Annotated in this window: 12 protein-coding genes; 4 read left to right on the top strand and 8 right to left on the bottom strand. The window is 68.2% G+C overall.

Features of this window, described 5'->3' with window-relative positions; translation table 11 throughout:
- Positions 1-36 precede the first annotated feature (36 nt).
- The 3 genes from AAEX57_RS09305 to glmS form a co-directional block, all read right to left on the bottom strand.
- The gene (locus AAEX57_RS09305) at positions 37-1449 is read right to left on the bottom strand and encodes an NAD(P)H-hydrate epimerase (protein WP_342092061.1); all 1413 of its coding nucleotides are present in this window, start codon (positions 1447-1449) and stop codon (positions 37-39) included.
- Positions 1446-1802 carry a holo-ACP synthase gene (locus tag AAEX57_RS09300; RefSeq protein ID WP_342092060.1) on the bottom strand — a complete coding sequence of 119 codons (357 nt, stop codon included), beginning with the start codon at positions 1800-1802 and terminating at the stop codon, positions 1446-1448. Before AAEX57_RS09300 ends, AAEX57_RS09305 begins: the two co-directional genes overlap by 4 nt.
- A 325-nt stretch (positions 1803-2127) precedes the next feature.
- Positions 2128-3975: a glutamine--fructose-6-phosphate transaminase (isomerizing) gene (glmS, locus tag AAEX57_RS09295; RefSeq protein ID WP_342092059.1), complete on the bottom strand. Its 1848-nt coding sequence runs from the start codon at positions 3973-3975 to the stop codon at positions 2128-2130.
- A gap of 145 nt (positions 3976-4120) precedes the next feature.
- Here glmS and coaA point away from each other — a divergent pair, with 145 nt between their 5' ends.
- Positions 4121-5092: a type I pantothenate kinase gene (gene coaA, locus AAEX57_RS09290; RefSeq protein ID WP_342092058.1), complete on the top strand. Its 972-nt coding sequence runs from the start codon at positions 4121-4123 to the stop codon at positions 5090-5092.
- Between the two features lie 227 nt (positions 5093-5319).
- On the opposite strand, the gene glmM is transcribed toward coaA, so the two are convergent.
- The 4 genes from glmM to treZ all read right to left on the bottom strand — a co-directional run bounded on the left by glmM (position 5320) and on the right by treZ (position 9709).
- Positions 5320-6672 (bottom strand): phosphoglucosamine mutase, encoded by a 1353-nt coding sequence (gene glmM, locus AAEX57_RS09285; RefSeq protein ID WP_342092057.1) that lies wholly within the window; start codon positions 6670-6672, stop codon positions 5320-5322.
- A 132-nt stretch (positions 6673-6804) separates the two neighbouring features.
- Positions 6805-7335 (bottom strand): 30S ribosomal protein S9, encoded by a 531-nt coding sequence (rpsI, locus tag AAEX57_RS09280; protein WP_342092056.1) that lies wholly within the window; start codon positions 7333-7335, stop codon positions 6805-6807.
- A 29-nt stretch (positions 7336-7364) separates the two neighbouring features.
- A complete protein-coding gene (rplM, locus tag AAEX57_RS09275; RefSeq protein WP_342092055.1) occupies positions 7365-7808 on the bottom strand; it encodes a 50S ribosomal protein L13 in 444 nt (147 codons plus the stop codon).
- Between the two features lie 125 nt (positions 7809-7933).
- Positions 7934-9709 (bottom strand): malto-oligosyltrehalose trehalohydrolase, encoded by a 1776-nt coding sequence (gene treZ / locus AAEX57_RS09270; RefSeq protein ID WP_342092054.1) that lies wholly within the window; start codon positions 9707-9709, stop codon positions 7934-7936.
- A gap of 175 nt (positions 9710-9884) precedes the next feature.
- Here treZ and AAEX57_RS09265 point away from each other — a divergent pair, with 175 nt between their 5' ends.
- Positions 9885-11225, top strand: coding sequence for a glycoside hydrolase family 125 protein (locus AAEX57_RS09265; RefSeq protein WP_342092053.1), 1341 nt, complete (start codon positions 9885-9887; stop codon positions 11223-11225).
- 9 nt (positions 11226-11234) lie between these two features.
- On the opposite strand, the gene AAEX57_RS09260 is transcribed toward AAEX57_RS09265, so the two are convergent.
- Positions 11235-11735 carry a hypothetical protein gene (locus AAEX57_RS09260; RefSeq protein ID WP_342092052.1) on the bottom strand — a complete coding sequence of 167 codons (501 nt, stop codon included), beginning with the start codon at positions 11733-11735 and terminating at the stop codon, positions 11235-11237.
- Positions 11736-11809: 74 nt separating this feature from the next.
- Between AAEX57_RS09260 and AAEX57_RS09255 the strand changes: the two genes are divergently transcribed.
- Together AAEX57_RS09255 and AAEX57_RS09250 are read left to right on the top strand one after the other, a co-directional pair.
- Positions 11810-12490, top strand: coding sequence for an MOSC domain-containing protein (locus AAEX57_RS09255; RefSeq protein WP_342092051.1), 681 nt, complete (start codon positions 11810-11812; stop codon positions 12488-12490).
- Between the two features lie 51 nt (positions 12491-12541).
- Positions 12542-14638 carry an elongation factor G-like protein EF-G2 gene (locus AAEX57_RS09250; protein ID WP_342092050.1) on the top strand — a complete coding sequence of 699 codons (2097 nt, stop codon included), beginning with the start codon at positions 12542-12544 and terminating at the stop codon, positions 14636-14638.
- Positions 14639-14729: the final 91 nt, after the last annotated feature.

Below are 14729 nucleotides of genomic sequence, written 5' to 3'. Positions count from 1 at the left end.
GGCTCCCGAGCCAGCCGAGGGGCCTGACCAGCGGAATCACCAGAAGGGGTCGAAGTCTGCCACCACGGCGGCCACCTCGCGCCCGACCACGTCCGGGGGCCAGGGGCCGCGCTTGCGTCGGGCGGCCATCGCCTGCACCGAGGCACCCAGCAGCGCCGCATCCGACGCGCTCAGCCCACCGGCCAACAGCGCCGCGCAGATCCCGGCGAGCACGTCACCAGAGCCGGCCTGGGCGCTCCAGTGCGGCCCCGGGACCGCCAGCCGCACCTTCCCGTCAGGTTCGACCACGTACTGGGTGGCGCCCTTGAGCAGCACCACGGCATTCCAGCGGTCGGCGGCTTCCCGGGCGTACCAGAGCGGATCGGTCTCCACCTGCTCCCGCTTGACCCCCAGCATCCGGCTCATCTCCCCCGCGTGTGGGGTGAGCAGGCTGTTTGCTGGCACCGTGTCCGGCAGGGTGAGCAGGGCGTCGGCATCGATCACCGACGGCAGCCCCGCGGCCAGTCGTGAAGCCAGCCGATCCTTGTTGGCCTCGGTCTGACCCCAACCAGAGCCCAGCAACCAGGCCTGCACCCCGCCCTCACCCTGGGTCACACTCGGCAGCTGTGTGCGGATCAGCGCGGCGGCGGCCTCGGGGCCGACGAAGCGGATCATCCCCGTTCCGGCATGCAGCGCGCCGATGGTGCCGAGGACGGCGGCGCCCGGGTAGCGCGAGGATCCGGTGTCGATCCCCACGACACCCCGGGAGTACTTGTGGCTGCTGGGGCCGGGCACGGGCCACAGCCGGGCGATGTCGGCCACCTCCGCCTGCACGGCGACGGGCTCCTCGGTGATGCTCAGCCCGATGTCGTACACCTCCACCGTCCCGCAACACCGGGCGGCGGGCTGCAGCACATGGCAGGGCTTGAGCACGCTGAAGGTGATGGTGCGGGTGGCCTGGAAGCACTCGGCCGTCACGGTTCCCAGGTCCGCCGCCAGCCCCGACGGCTGGTCGACGCAGAGCACCTGCACGCCAAGGGCCTGGGCCTCCGCGGCCAGGGTGGCGACGACGCGATCCAGCCCGGGACGGCCCCCGATCCCCAGCACCGCGTCCACCAGCAGGTAGGTCTCGGCCAGGGCCTCGGTGGCGGCCGTGGCGTTCACCTCTTGGCAACCTGCCGCCCGAGCGGCGGCCAGCCCGGCCTCGTGCGCCCGGCCGGAGGTCAACCAGAAGGCCACCCGGCACCCCGCGGCGGCCAGCCGGGCGGCGGCGTACAGCCCGTCGCCGCCATTGTTGCCGGGGCCTGCGGCCACCAGGACGGGCGCGTCGGTGACGTGATCGCCGATCATCCTCAGGGCGGCCTGGGCCACCCCGTCGGCGGCACGCTGCATCAGGTCGACGTCGGGGTGTGCCTCGAAGAATGCCTCCTCGGCCTCGCGAACCTTCTGGGTGCTGTGGATCTCGATCATCGTGCCTCGCAAATGACGAAGGCGGTGGCCAGGCCACCGTCGTGGGAGATGGACAGGTGGACGTCGGTGATGCCGAGTTCGGTGGCGCGGGCCTGCACGGTGCCGCTCAGCCGGAAGCTGGGGGCGCCGTCGTCGCCGCGGACCACCTCGCAGTCCAGCCAGGACATGCCGACCGGGGCGCCCAACGCCTTGGCCAGGGCCTCCTTGGCGGCCCACCGGGCGGCCTGGGAGGTGACCGAGACGGCCGCCTCGGCCGGGTTCAGGATGCGCGCCACCACGCCGGGGCGACGCTCGCACATCTGCCGCCAGCGCTCGACGCTGCACAGGTCAACCCCGATTCCGATCACGGTCACGCCCCGACCCTAGCCCGACCGGACCCCGCCAGCCGAGTCCAGGGTGCCGTTGCGCCGGGCGCTCCCCTGTTTGCGCCACAAACCGCATCCTCAGTGGCAGGTAGCGCATCTATTGCACTACCCCTCAATCAGGATGCAGTTTGTGGCGCAAACCACGCGGTCTGACCATTCGCGTCGTCACCCGAGGCTGGCCCAATACCGACACAACCACGGTGGCCGAGCCCGTCGAGCCTGTCGGGCACAAGCCCCCGCCACACGCAACGGGCGCTCCCCCGGAAATCCGGAGGAGCGCCCGTGAGAGTTTGAGGGGGTCGTCCCCCTCAACTCATTCGACCGTGACCGACTTGGCCAAGTTGCGCGGCTGGTCGACGTCGTTGCCCAGCAGCGTGGCCACCTCGCAGGCGAACAGCTGCAGCGGGACGATCGACAGCAGCGGCTGCAGCAGCGTCGAGGCCTTCGGGTGACGAATGATCACGTCGGCGTAGGGAACCACGGAATCGTCGCCCTCCTCCACCAGCACGATGGTCTTGGCGCCGCGGGCGCGCACCTCCTGGATGTTGGAGATGACCTTGTCGTGCAGCTGGTCCCGGCCCTGCGGCGGGACGGCCACGAAGATCGGCAGGCCCTTCTCCACCAGCGCGATGGAGCCGTGCTTCAACTCACCGGCCGGGAAGCCCTCGGCGTGCTTGTAGGCGATCTCCTTGAGTTTCAGCGCGCCCTCCAAAGCCGACGGGTAGCCGACGTGGCGGCCCAGGAAGATGAAGGAACGCTCGTCCATCAGCTCCTTGGCCAAGTCCAGCACCTGCTGGTCGTTGTCCAGCATCGACTGGATGGCGGCGGGCATCTTGGCCAGCTCGTCGGTGATGGCCTTGATCTCGTCGCCGTACTTCATGCCGCGCACCTGGGCCAGGTAGAGGCCCAGCAGGTAGCAGGCAACCACCTGGGTGAGGTAGCCCTTGGTGGAGGCGACGCCGCGCTCGGGGCCGGCGTGGGTGTAGATCACGGCATCCGACTCACGCGGGATGGTGGCGCCGTTCACATTGCAGATGGCGATCACCTTGGCGTGCTGCTCACGGGCGTGCCGGATGGCCATCAGGGTGTCGGCGGTCTCGCCGGACTGGCTGATGGTGACCACCAGGGTGTTGGGGTCGATGATCGGATCGCGGTACCGGAACTCCGACGCGATGTCCACCTCGCAGGGGATGCGGGTCCAGTGCTCGATGGCGTACTTGGCCACCAGGCCGGCGTGGTAGGCGGTGCCACAGGCGACGATCACGACCTTGTTGATCCGACGCAGCTCCTCGGGGGAGATGCGAACCTCGTCCAGGGTCAGCTGGCCGTCGGCGTCGTAGCGGCCCAGCAGGGTGTCCGCGACGGCCTGCGGCTGCTCGTAGATCTCCTTGCGCATGAACCAGTCGAAGCCATTCTTCTCGGCCGCGGTGATGTCCCAGTCGACGTGGTAGGGCTTCAGGTCGGTGGCGGGGCTGCCGTCGAAGTTGGTGACCTTGACCTCGTCGCGGGTGATCTCCACCACCTGGTCGTGGCCCAGCTCGATGGCGTCGCGGGTGAACTCCAGGAAGGCGGCGACGTCGGAGCCGAGGAAGTTCTCGCCCTCGCCGACGCCGACGACCAGCGGGCTGGAGCGACGGGCGGCGACCACCCGGTCGGGATCCTGGGCGTCGATGGCGACCAGGGTGAAGGCGCCCTGCAGGCGCTTGGCGACCTCGTGCATGGCGGGCACCAGCGGGGTGCCACCGTCGACGACCTTGCCGAGCAGCTGGGCAGCGGCCTCGGTGTCGGTCTCGGACTTGAAGACGACGCCGTCGGCCTCGAGCTCGGCGCGCAGCTCGGCGAAGTTCTCGATGATGCCGTTGTGCACCAGGGCGATCCGGCCGGACTGGCTGATGTGCGGGTGGGCGTTCTGGTCGGTCGGGCCGCCGTGGGTGGCCCACCGGGTGTGACCGATGCCGTGATTGCTCTCCGGCAGCGGATTGCCGGCGATTTCGGCATCCAGGTTGGTGATCTTGCCGGACTTCTTGCGAGCCGAGATCACCCCATTGGACTCGACGGCGATGCCGGCCGAGTCATAGCCGCGGTACTCGAGACGGCGGAGTCCTTCAACGACGACGGTCTGGGCGCTGCGCGGCCCGATATATCCCACAATTCCACACATGGCAAGAAGTGTACAAAACGATTGAGCGTTTTGCGAATGCGGCCCCGACGCATCGTGGACGCACGGCCTGTGCGGTGGACAGGAACATACCGACATTGAGAATCTAGCCGGTGAGGAGGCGCCGCACACCGATTGGCGCAATACGATGAGCGAAAAATTGGCGGCCGCCCCCGGTTCAGAGGAGAACCCAGCCGGCCCCTACGTCGAACTCGACCGCGCCAGCTGGTCCGATCTGGCCGATCACACCGACATCGACCTGGACGAGGCCACCCTGGCGCGGCTGCGCGGCCTGGGGGATCCGACCAGCCGGGAGGAGGTGGAGGCGATCTACCTGCCGCTGACCCAGCTGATCCACCTTCACATGCGCCACACCGGGCACCTCTACCGGGCCAGCAATGCCTTCCTCGGGCTCGACGTGCGCCGCACCCCCTTCGTGATCGGCGTGGCCGGCTCGGTGGCCGTCGGCAAGTCCACCACCGCTCGCCTGCTGAAGGAGTTGCTCTCCCGCTCCCCCGGCCGGCCGAAGGTGGAGCTGATCACCACCGACGGCTTCCTCTACCCCAATGCCGAGCTGGAGCGTCGCGGCATCCTGGATCGCAAGGGCTTCCCCGAAAGCTATGACCGGCGGGCGCTGCAGCGTTTCGTTGTCGACGTGAAGTCCGGTGCACCCGAGGTGCACGCCCCGGTTTATTCGCACATGGTCTACGACGTCACCGACGAGGTGGAGGTGGTGCACCGGCCCGACATCCTGATCGTCGAGGGGCTGAATGTACTGCAGCCCGCCCGGGTACGCAGCAATGGCACCACCGGCCTGGCGCTGAGCGACTTCTTTGACTTCAGCGTCTACGTCGACGCCGCGGAACACGACATCCGCGCCTGGTACCTGGAGCGCTTCCAGGCGCTGCGCAAGACCGCCTTCAGCGACCCGCGCAGCTTCTTCAAGCGTTACGCGACGATGTCCGACGAGGAGGCCACCGCCTTTGCGCACAAGGTCTGGGACGAGATCAACGGGCCCAACCTGCGGCTGAACGTCGCCCCCACCCGTCCCCGGGCGACGGTGATCCTGCGCAAGGGCGCCGATCACGACGTGGAGTGCGTCCGGATTCGCAAGCTCTGAACACACGGGTTCGCTTCGGCTCCGCCTTCGCTCACCACCCGTGCATCGAGTCGCTTCGCTCCCCTCTGCCTGTTCCGGGCAGGTGCACCGGGCGACCCGCACACCCGTCGCACGGTGTATCAACCTGCGCGAGGTGCCGACCACAGGAGACCCGGCCGCCCACCGAAGTGGACAGCCGGGCACAGTCCCAACCATGGCCGGGGGCTCAGGGGGGCGAGCCCCCGTGTCTACAGGCTGACGCGCTCCTTGACGATCGCGGCCAGCTCCTCGCAGACCTCCTGCGCCTTCTGCGTCGTGGCGGCCTCCACCATCACGCGGACGACCGGCTCGGTGCCCGAGGGGCGGAGCACGACGCGACCGGTGTCGCCGAGTTCCTTGTTGGCCTTGCTGACGGCGGCCTGGATGGTGGGGTCGATGCCGGCGCGCAGCTTGTCGACGCCCTTGACATTGATCATCACCTGCGGCAGGCGGGTCATCACCTGGCCCAGTTCCTTCAAGGTCTTGCCGGTACGGGCCATCCGGGCGGCCAGGTGGAGGCCGGTGAGCACGCCGTCGCCGGTGGTGGCGAATTCGCTCATGATCACATGACCGGACTGCTCGCCGCCCAGGGTGAAGCCATTGGCATTCATGCTCTCCAGCACGTAGCGGTCGCCCACCTTGGTGGAGTCCACCCGGATGCCATTGGCCTTCATGGCGTTGACGAAGCCGAGGTTGCTCATGATGGTGGCCACCACGGTGTCCGTGTGGAGCTTCTGCTCCTCCTTGAGGGCCAGCGCCAGGATCGCCAGGATCTGGTCGCCGTCGATCAGGGTGCCCTCGGCGTCGCAGGCCAGGCAGCGGTCGGCGTCGCCGTCGAAGGCCAGGCCCAGGTCGGCACCCACCTCGACCACCTTGGCCTGCAGGTCACCCATGTGGGTGGAGCCGCAGGCCTCGTTGATGTTCTCGCCATCGGGGGTGTTGTGGATGGCGATCACCTCGGCACCCTGGGTCTCGAAGGCGGCGATGGCGGTCATGGAGGAGGCTCCGTTGGCGCAGTCCAGCACCACCTTGATCCCCTCCAGGCTGGCATCGGTGCCCAAGCTCGAGACCAGGTGGGCGACGTAGGCCTCGATCGCGCCCTCGTCATCAGTCACTCGACCAACCGCGGCACCGGTGGGGCGATCCCAGTCCTCGCCCATCCGCTCCTCGATGGCGTCCTCCAGCAGGTCGTCGAGCTTGACGCCGCCGCGGGAGAAGAACTTGATGCCATTGTCGGGCATGGGGTTGTGCGAGGCGGAGAGCATGACGCCCAGGTCCGCGTTGCGGTCGTTCACCAGGAAGGCGACGCCGGGGGTCGGCACCACGCCGACCCGCACCACGTCGACGCCGGCGCTGGCCAGACCGGCCACCACCGCGGCCTCCAGGAATTCGCCCGAGGCGCGGGTGTCGCGCCCCACCAGGGCCAGCGGCCGCTTGCCGTCGAAGACCCCAGCCTCACCCAGCACGTGGGCGGCGCCCACGGAGAGTTCCAGGGCCAGTTCGGCCGTGAGGTCCTTGTTTGCCAGTCCGCGCACACCGTCGGTGCCAAAAAGTCGTGCCATGAAAAATCACCCTATCGTCTGGTTCCAGCGCACTTCGCGCGGAACACCCTGTGTGATGAACACAAAAGCCGCCACCCCGACGGGATGACGGCTTCTGTGGAATCCGGGACGGCCAGGGGCCGCCGGGCGGAATCAGCGCTTGCTGTACTGCGGAGCCTTGCGGGCCTTCTTGAGACCGGCCTTCTTGCGCTCCTTGATCCGGGCGTCGCGGGTCAGCAGACCGGCCTTCTTCAGGGCGGGGCGGCTGGCCTCTTCGTCGATGGCGTTCAGCGCACGGGCGATGCCCAGGCGCAGGGCGCCGGCCTGGCCGGTGATGCCACCGCCGTTGATCCGGGCGATCACGTCGTAGGACTCGGTCACTCCGGCGGTCACGAAGGGCTCGTTGACCAGCTGCTGGTGCACCTTGTTCGGGAAGTAGTCCTCAATGCTGCGACCGCCATTGATGGAGAACTTGCCGGTTCCGGGAACCAGGCGAACGCGGGCAACGGCCTCCTTGCGACGGCCGGTCGCACCACCAGCGGCGATGACCGCAGCGCGGCCCGACGGGTTGGTCGCGGGAGTCGGGTTCGAATCCGAGCGGTAGGCGATCTCGCGATCGTTCTCGTCGGTGAACGGGGTGACCTCGGTCTCGAGGTTCTCGTCAAGCTCTACGGTCTCAGACACATTGATTCCTTGATTCGCGTGGTCGATCGTCACTGGGCGATCTGGGTGATCTCGTACACCTGCGGCTTCTGCGCGGCGTGGGGGTGCTCGGGGCCCGAGTAGACCTTGAGCTTGCTCATCAGCTGACGGCTCAGCTTGTTCTTGGGCAGCATGCCCCACACGGCCAGCTCGACGGCCTTGCGCGGATCCTTGGCCAGCAGCTCACCAATCGGGGTCTTGGTCAGACCGCCGGGACGGCCCGAGTGGCGGTAGCGCATCGAGTCGGTGCGCTTGTTGCCGGTCAGGGCGATCTTGGAGGCGTTGATGATGACGACGAAGTCGCCACCGTCGACGTGGGGAGCAAACGTGGCCTTGTGCTTGCCGCGCAGCAGGGTGGCGGCAGTCACCGCGAGGCGTCCGAGGACGACGTTCTCGGCATCAATCACATGCCAATTCCTGGTGATGTCCCCAGGCTTCGGGCTGTACGTAGACACGGGTCGCAGACCATCTTCCGTTAGATTCGTGAACAGGTTCGGCAGCGCGAGGGGTCGGGGAGAACTCCACCAAGACATTCCAATGCGCAACAGCGATTTAGGCTACCCCGCCGATGCCGGTCGGGTCAAAACGACCTCAGGAGCGCGTCGGCATTGAGGTGCACGACGGCGGCCGCCTGCGGCCCCAGCTGCAACTTTCCGTCGACGATCTGCACGTCGCCCACCCGCAGCAGCACCTCGGAATCGCCGTCCAGTTCGATCTCGGCCGGATCCAGGTCGAAGTTGACCGCGATCGTCATCGTCTCCCCGCGGTCCAGCGCAAACCAGTGCCCGTCGGGGTCGAAGCGGGCACTGACCCATTCGAAGCGCGGATCGGTCAGGTCCGGGTAGGTGCGGCGCAGCGCGATCGCGTCGCGGTAGGTGGCCAGGATCTCGGCGTGCACATCCCCGCCGAGTTCGCTCCAGTCCAGCTTGGACTTCTGGAAGGCCTCCGGGCTCTGCGGATCGACGATCGTGGAGACGTCCCAGTCCATCTTGCTGAATTCCTCCAGCCGGCCCTTGCTGACCGCCTCGGCCAGCTCGGGTTCCGGGTGGGAGCTGAAGAACATGAAGGGGGTGCTTGCCGCCCACTCCTCCCCCATGAAGATCATCGGGGTGTAGGCGCTCAGCAGGGTGATCAGCGCGGCGATCTGCAGCTGGCGCGGGGTTTCACGGGTGGCCAGCCGTCCGCCGTCGGCGCGGTTGCCGATCTGGTCGTGGTTGTCGCTGCACACCACCAGCCGCCAGGTGGGGATGGTCGGGGTGTCCAGGCGTCGGCCGTGGCGGCGTCCGCGGAAGCTTGACTTGGTGCCGTCGTGGAAGAAGCCGGTCTCCATCACCTTCGCGAGGGCCTCCAGCTCGGCGAAGTCGGCATAGTAGCCGGAGTCGTCACCGGTCAGGTTCGCCAGCAGGGCGTGGTGGAAGTCGTCGCTCCATTGGGCGTCCAGCCCGTAGCCGCCGGCCTCGCGCGGGGTGATCAGCCGCGGGTCGTTCAGGTCCGATTCGGCGATCAGGCACAGCGGCCGGTTGAGGAAGGTGCTCAGGGCATTCACCTCAACGGCCATCTCCTCCAGGATGTGGATGGCGCGGGTGTCGATCAGCGCGTGCACCGCATCCAGCCGCAGACCGTCGACGTGGTAGTCCTGCAGCCACATCAGCGCATTTTCGATGATGAAGCGGCGCACCTCGTCGGAGTCCTCGCCGGCCAGGTTGATGGCACTGCCCCACGGGGACTGGACGGAGTCGTCGAGGAAGGGGCCGAACAGCGGCAGGTAGTTGCCGCTGGGGCCCAGGTGGTTGTAGACGACGTCCTGGATCACGCCCAGGCCGCGGGCGTGGCAGGCATCGACGAATTCCTGGTAGGCGCGCGGGCCGCCGTAGGCGTGGTGCACGGCGTACCAGCCGACACCGTCATAGCCCCACCCGTGCTCGCCGTTGAAGGCATTGACCGGCATCAGTTCCACCAGGTCGATACCCAGCTCGACGAGGTGGTCGAGCTTGTCGATGGCGGCAGTCAACGTTCCCTCGGGGGTGAAGGTGCCGATGTGGAGTTCGTAGATGATGCCGCCGGCCAGCTGGCGTCCGGTCCAGTCCGTGTCCTGCCACTGGTAGGAGGCGGGGTCGTAGAGCCGGGACAGCCCGTGCACCCCGTCGGGCTGCCAGCGGGAACGGGGAGCCGGGATGAGCGCCTGCGCTCCGTCCAGCCGGTAGCCGTAGTCGGCGCCCTCACGCAGCAGGTCCTGACGGTCGGCTGGCAGCCGCCACCATCCCTCCTCGCCACGCTCCAGCGGCACCTCGACACCGTCGACGACGACATCGACGGATTGCGGGATCGGGGCCCAGACATCGAGCGACAGCGGCATTGGTCAACAACTCCCTGTGGGTGATGAGCGGCTTGCGGTTGAGGGCCGGTTGGCGCACGCCACGCTACCCGCTCGGCGGGGGTCGTTCGTGGGGATGGACGCCCGCTACGCGCAGAATGAACAAGCCTTCCGGGTTGGCACGTTCAATGCGCGGCGAGGACCCTACTGTTGTGCCATGCAGCGGATCGTCACCCTCTGGCCACGGGCCCTTCGCTCCCCCGGCGCCCCTCGGGAGTGCCCGGTTCCGGACGAGGTCCGCGCTGCCGTCGAGGAAGTCGGTTCACTGATCGGCCAGCGCACCGGGCGGCCAGAGTGGGGCCGGATGTACGTCCACCTGATGCTGGACACCTGGCGCCGCACACTGCAGCCCGGCCCCGACGGGGTCTTCGTCGTCACCGGCGACATTCCCGCCATGTGGTTGCGGGACTCAGCCGCCCAGATGCGCCCGTGGCTGGCGTTGGCGCCAGAGTGCGAAGTGGTGGCCGAGATGCTGCGGGGCGTGGTGCGGATGCAGTGGCGCCTGGTCCGCCATGATCCCTACGCCAACGCCTTCAACCACGGGCCGGTGGGTGGCACACCGCACCTGTTGGACAACCACCTGCTCACCCGCCGCGCCGATCCGTGGATCTGGGAGCGCAAGTACGAGTTGGACTCGCTGGGGCTGCCCCTGTTGTTGGCGCACCAGCTGCAGCAGGCAACGGGCGATTCGGCCCACCTGGACTGGGGTGTGCACAGCGGATTCGCCGACGTGGTGGCCCTGTGGCGTCGGGAGCAGGACCACGACCACAGCCGCTACCGCTTCGTCCGGCTCGATGCCGTCGTGCGGGGCCGAACCCACGACAGCCTGCCGCGCCTTGGGCACGGGGCTCCGGTGGCGCGCACTGGCATGACCTGGCAGGGTTTTCGCCCCAGCGATGATGCCTGCCGCTTCGGCTACAACATTCCCGCGCAGTTGTTGGCGGTGCATGTGCTGCGGTTGGGTGCGCGGTGGTGCGACGAGCTGTGGCACGACGCTGACCTGGCCACGGAGGCCCACGGTCTTGCCGACGAGATCGAGGCGGGCGTGGCGGCCCATGGGATGTTGCCGGACGGTTCCTTCGCCTACGAGGTGGACGGGCTGGGTGCCGTGCTGGCGGCCGACGACGCGAACCTGCCGAGCCTGTTGGGCCTGCCGCTGACGAGCGCCGTGACGATGGATGATCCGCGTTACCTGGTCACCCGGGTGCGCATCCTGTCGTCGGCCAACCCCTGGTGGCACACCGGCAGCGCGGCCAGCGGCATCGGCAGCCCGCACACGCCGGGCAACCGGGTCTGGCCGATCGCCCTGGCCGTGGAGGGCCTGACCAGCCCGGACCGCGACGAGAGGATGCGCCTGGCGCACCTGCTGGCCGATACGACGGCGGGCACGGGCCGGATGCACGAGAGCTTCGACGCCGACGACCCGTCGGACTTCACCCGAGCCTGGTTCAGCTGGGCGGACATGATGTTCTGCGAGCTGCTCGCGAGCCTGATCTGAGGAGATGCGTCAGCCGAGCACGCGCATCAGGGGCATGACCTCGACCCAAGGCTCCGCTGTCGCCTGCCAAGCATCCCACTCGGGCGCCGCCAGTGTGACGGAGATCCTGATCTTGCGAGTCCAGCCGTTGGGGTGGAAGTGCTCAACGGCGTTGATGGTCTCCTCAAGCTCTACAGGGGTGCTGTTGACCAGGTCCGAGCCCTCTTTGGGCGTGAGTCCTCCGGGGACGTCTCGGTAGCGCTCGGACCAGTCCTGGACAACCGGGTCAAACCCAGTGACCCGCATGAGGTGCCCGTCCCATCGCCCCGTGGCAGCCACGAGCCCTGCAGCCGCCAACCGGCGAGCAAGTTCGGGGTCTGCGATGGAGGTCAGGACAGCGCCGTAGGAGCGTCCCACCTCGCCGCTCGGGTCCGCTGGGTAGGACAACCAGCATCCCTCTTCATCCTCCTCCAGGCAGCCGAGCACGATGACGTCGCTGCCGGTGGGGACCGACGAGTATGGGCCGTTCATGTCAGTGCACTATGCCGCGATGGTGTGCTGGGGGCAATGGTCCTGCTCCGGGCTACGTCCAGCAGGATGGGTCCATGCACACGTCGTCACGCATCACCGCCCTGGGCTGGACTCCGGTCAAGGGCTGCACCTGGCTGGCCGCCAGCTCCCTCAACATCACGGGACATGGGATCGAGCAGGACCGACGCTGGACCCCGATCACCCACCAACTGCGCGCCGTCAAGGCCACCGACGTGCCCGAACTGGCAGGAGTCCGGGTACTCCCCGAGGACCTGCCTGCCGCCAGTGCAGGCCTGGTGATGCCCGACGAGCAGACGGTCATGTACTACGACCGGCCCTTCACCGCCACCATTCACGACAGTCCCATGGCACGACGGCTGTCAGACGCGGCGGGCGAGCCGCTCTGGCTGGCCCACACCACGGGTCCGACGGGTTTCATCTGGAGTTCGCCACTCAGCGTGCTGCTGCTCAGCGAGCTGGATGAGGCTGGCCTGCCCATCGACGTCGCCCGCTACCGGGCCAACATCGTGCTGGATGACCTGGCCGCCCCGCTGCAGCTGGAACCGGGGGCACACGTGGCCCTTCCCGGCGGCGTCGAACTGGAGGTGGAGCGTCCCCTGGACCGCTGCCGGGTGATCGACCACAACCCCGCCGACGGGCAGCGGGACCAACAGCTGCTCCCCCGGCTCCGTGACGGACTCCTGCTCGGCTGGGGCTGCCGAGTGCCCTGCCCCGGAACCCTCTCCGTGACATAAACCACACCCAAACCCCTTGTCAGCTGGGATGGTGCGGAGCAATGTGGGGCCATGAGTTCAAAGGTGAGCGCTTCCAACAAGGTCTCCAGCCCCGTCGACCTACGCAATGTGGTCCTGGTCGGATCCGCGGGCTCTGGCAAGACCACACTGTTCGACACGATGCTGGCCGCCCGGATTCCCGGCCACAGGCCCGCGAAGGACGACACCGACCGTGCCGCCGCCCTCACCCTCGCCTCCGTCTCCAGCGGCGATGTGGTGATCAACCTGCTCGATGCCCCCGGTCACCCGGACTACGTCGGTGAATTGCGCGCCGGGTTGCGCGCCGCCGATGCCGCGGTGTTCGTGGTCTCCGCCAGCGACGGCATCGACAACACCACCGCCGCGCTGTGGGCCGAGTGCAAGGCCGTGAACATGCCCCGGGCGATCGTGGTCACCAAGCTCGACGCGGAGCGCGGGGACTACGAGACCACCGTCGAGCTGTGTCGCGAGACCTTCGGCGAGGGCGTCACCCCCGCCTACCTGCCCCTGATGAACGACGCCGGGGAGGTGATCGGCTCCATGTCGCTGATCACCGAGCGGATCCACGACTACTCCTCGGGCAGCTCCGAGGTCCGCGAGGCCAGCGACGAACAGTCCGAGCAGATCGAGACCTACCGCGCCCCCTTCCTGGAGACGGTGGTCACCGAGGCCGAGGACGACGACCTGATGGAGCGCTATCTGGAGGGCGAGCAGCTCGCCGTCGAGCAGGTGCGCGGCGACGTGCTGAAGGCCACCGCCAATGCCGCCTTCTTCCCGGTGATCCCCGTGCAGGCCGGAAATGGCGTTGGCGTCGAGGAGCTCTACAGCCTGATCGAGCACGGCCTGCCGCACCCGGCGCTGCACCCCCTGCCCACCATCACCACCGCCGACGGCTCCGACATCCTGGAGCTGACCTGTGATCCCGAGGGCCCGTTGGTGGCCGAGGTGGTCCGCACCACCTCCGACCCCTATGCCGGCCGCCAGTCGATGGTGCGGATCTTCTCCGGCACCCTGCGCACCGACGAGACGGTGCACGTCGCCGGGCATCGCGAGCTGTTCACCGGCGTCGCGGATGCCCATCACCCGGATCATGAGGAGGACGAGAAGATCGGCCCGCTGGCCTTCCCCGTCGGCGTGGAGCTGACCACCAAGAAGGAGGCCATCGCCGGCGACATCGTGCTGGTCGGCAAGCTGGCCCGGGCAGAGACCACCGACACCCTGTCCAGCCCGGACTCCCCCGCCCTGGTCGAGCCGTGGAACCAGCCCGAGCCGCTGCTGCCCACCGCTCTGCGGGCCGCCACCCGAAATGACGAGGACAAGCTGGCCGGCGCGCTGGCCCGACTGGTCGTCGAGGACACCACGGTGCGGCTGGAACGCACCACCGAGACCGACCAGGAGATCCTGTGGACGATGGGCCAGGCCCACACCGATCTGCTGCTCAACCGGCTGAACGACCGCTACGGCGTCAAGGTCACCCAGGAACCGATCAAGGTGCCGATGCGGGAGACCTTCATCGCCCCCGCCAAGGCGCACGGCCGACACATCAAGCAGTCCGGCGGCCACGGCCAGTACGCGGTCTGCGACATCGAGATCGCGCCCGGTGAGCGCGGTTCCGGCTTCGTCTTCGTCGACAAGGTGGTGGGCGGCGCCGTCCCGCGCCAGTTCATCCCCAGCGTGGAGAAGGGGATCAAGGCGCAGCTGGAGCGCGGCACCATCTACGGCTACCCGATGGTGGACGTCCAGGTGACGCTCTACGACGGCAAGGCGCACTCCGTCGACTCCTCCGACATGGCCTTCCAGTCCGCGGGTGCCCTGGCGCTGAAGGAGGCGGCCAATCCCAAGACCGTCGGCCTGTTGGAGCCGATCGACGAGATCACCGTCACCGTAGGCGAGGAGTACATGGGCGCCGTGATGACCGATCTTGGCAACCGACGCGGGCAGGTGCTGGGCACCGACGCGGACACCGAGCACCACGCCATCCTGAAGGCGCTGGTTCCGGTGGCCGAGCTGGAGCGCTACGCGGTGGACCTGCGCGGTCTGGCGCACGGCAGCGGCAGTTTCACCCGCAGCTTCCACGGCTACGAGCTGGTGCCCGCCAACATCGCCGAGAAGTTCGAGCAGAAGGGCTGACTGTTCAAGGCTCCTGGGCCTGTCGAGCGACGCATGACGAGGGCCGGCGGTTCCTAACCCGGGACAAAGGTCCTCCTCATTTCTTGGTTGT

Source organism: Luteococcus sp. H91, from assembly GCF_038433135.1.
Classification (GTDB): domain Bacteria; phylum Actinomycetota; class Actinomycetes; order Propionibacteriales; family Propionibacteriaceae; genus Luteococcus.
This window is presented reverse-complemented; position numbering and strand designations above follow the sequence as displayed.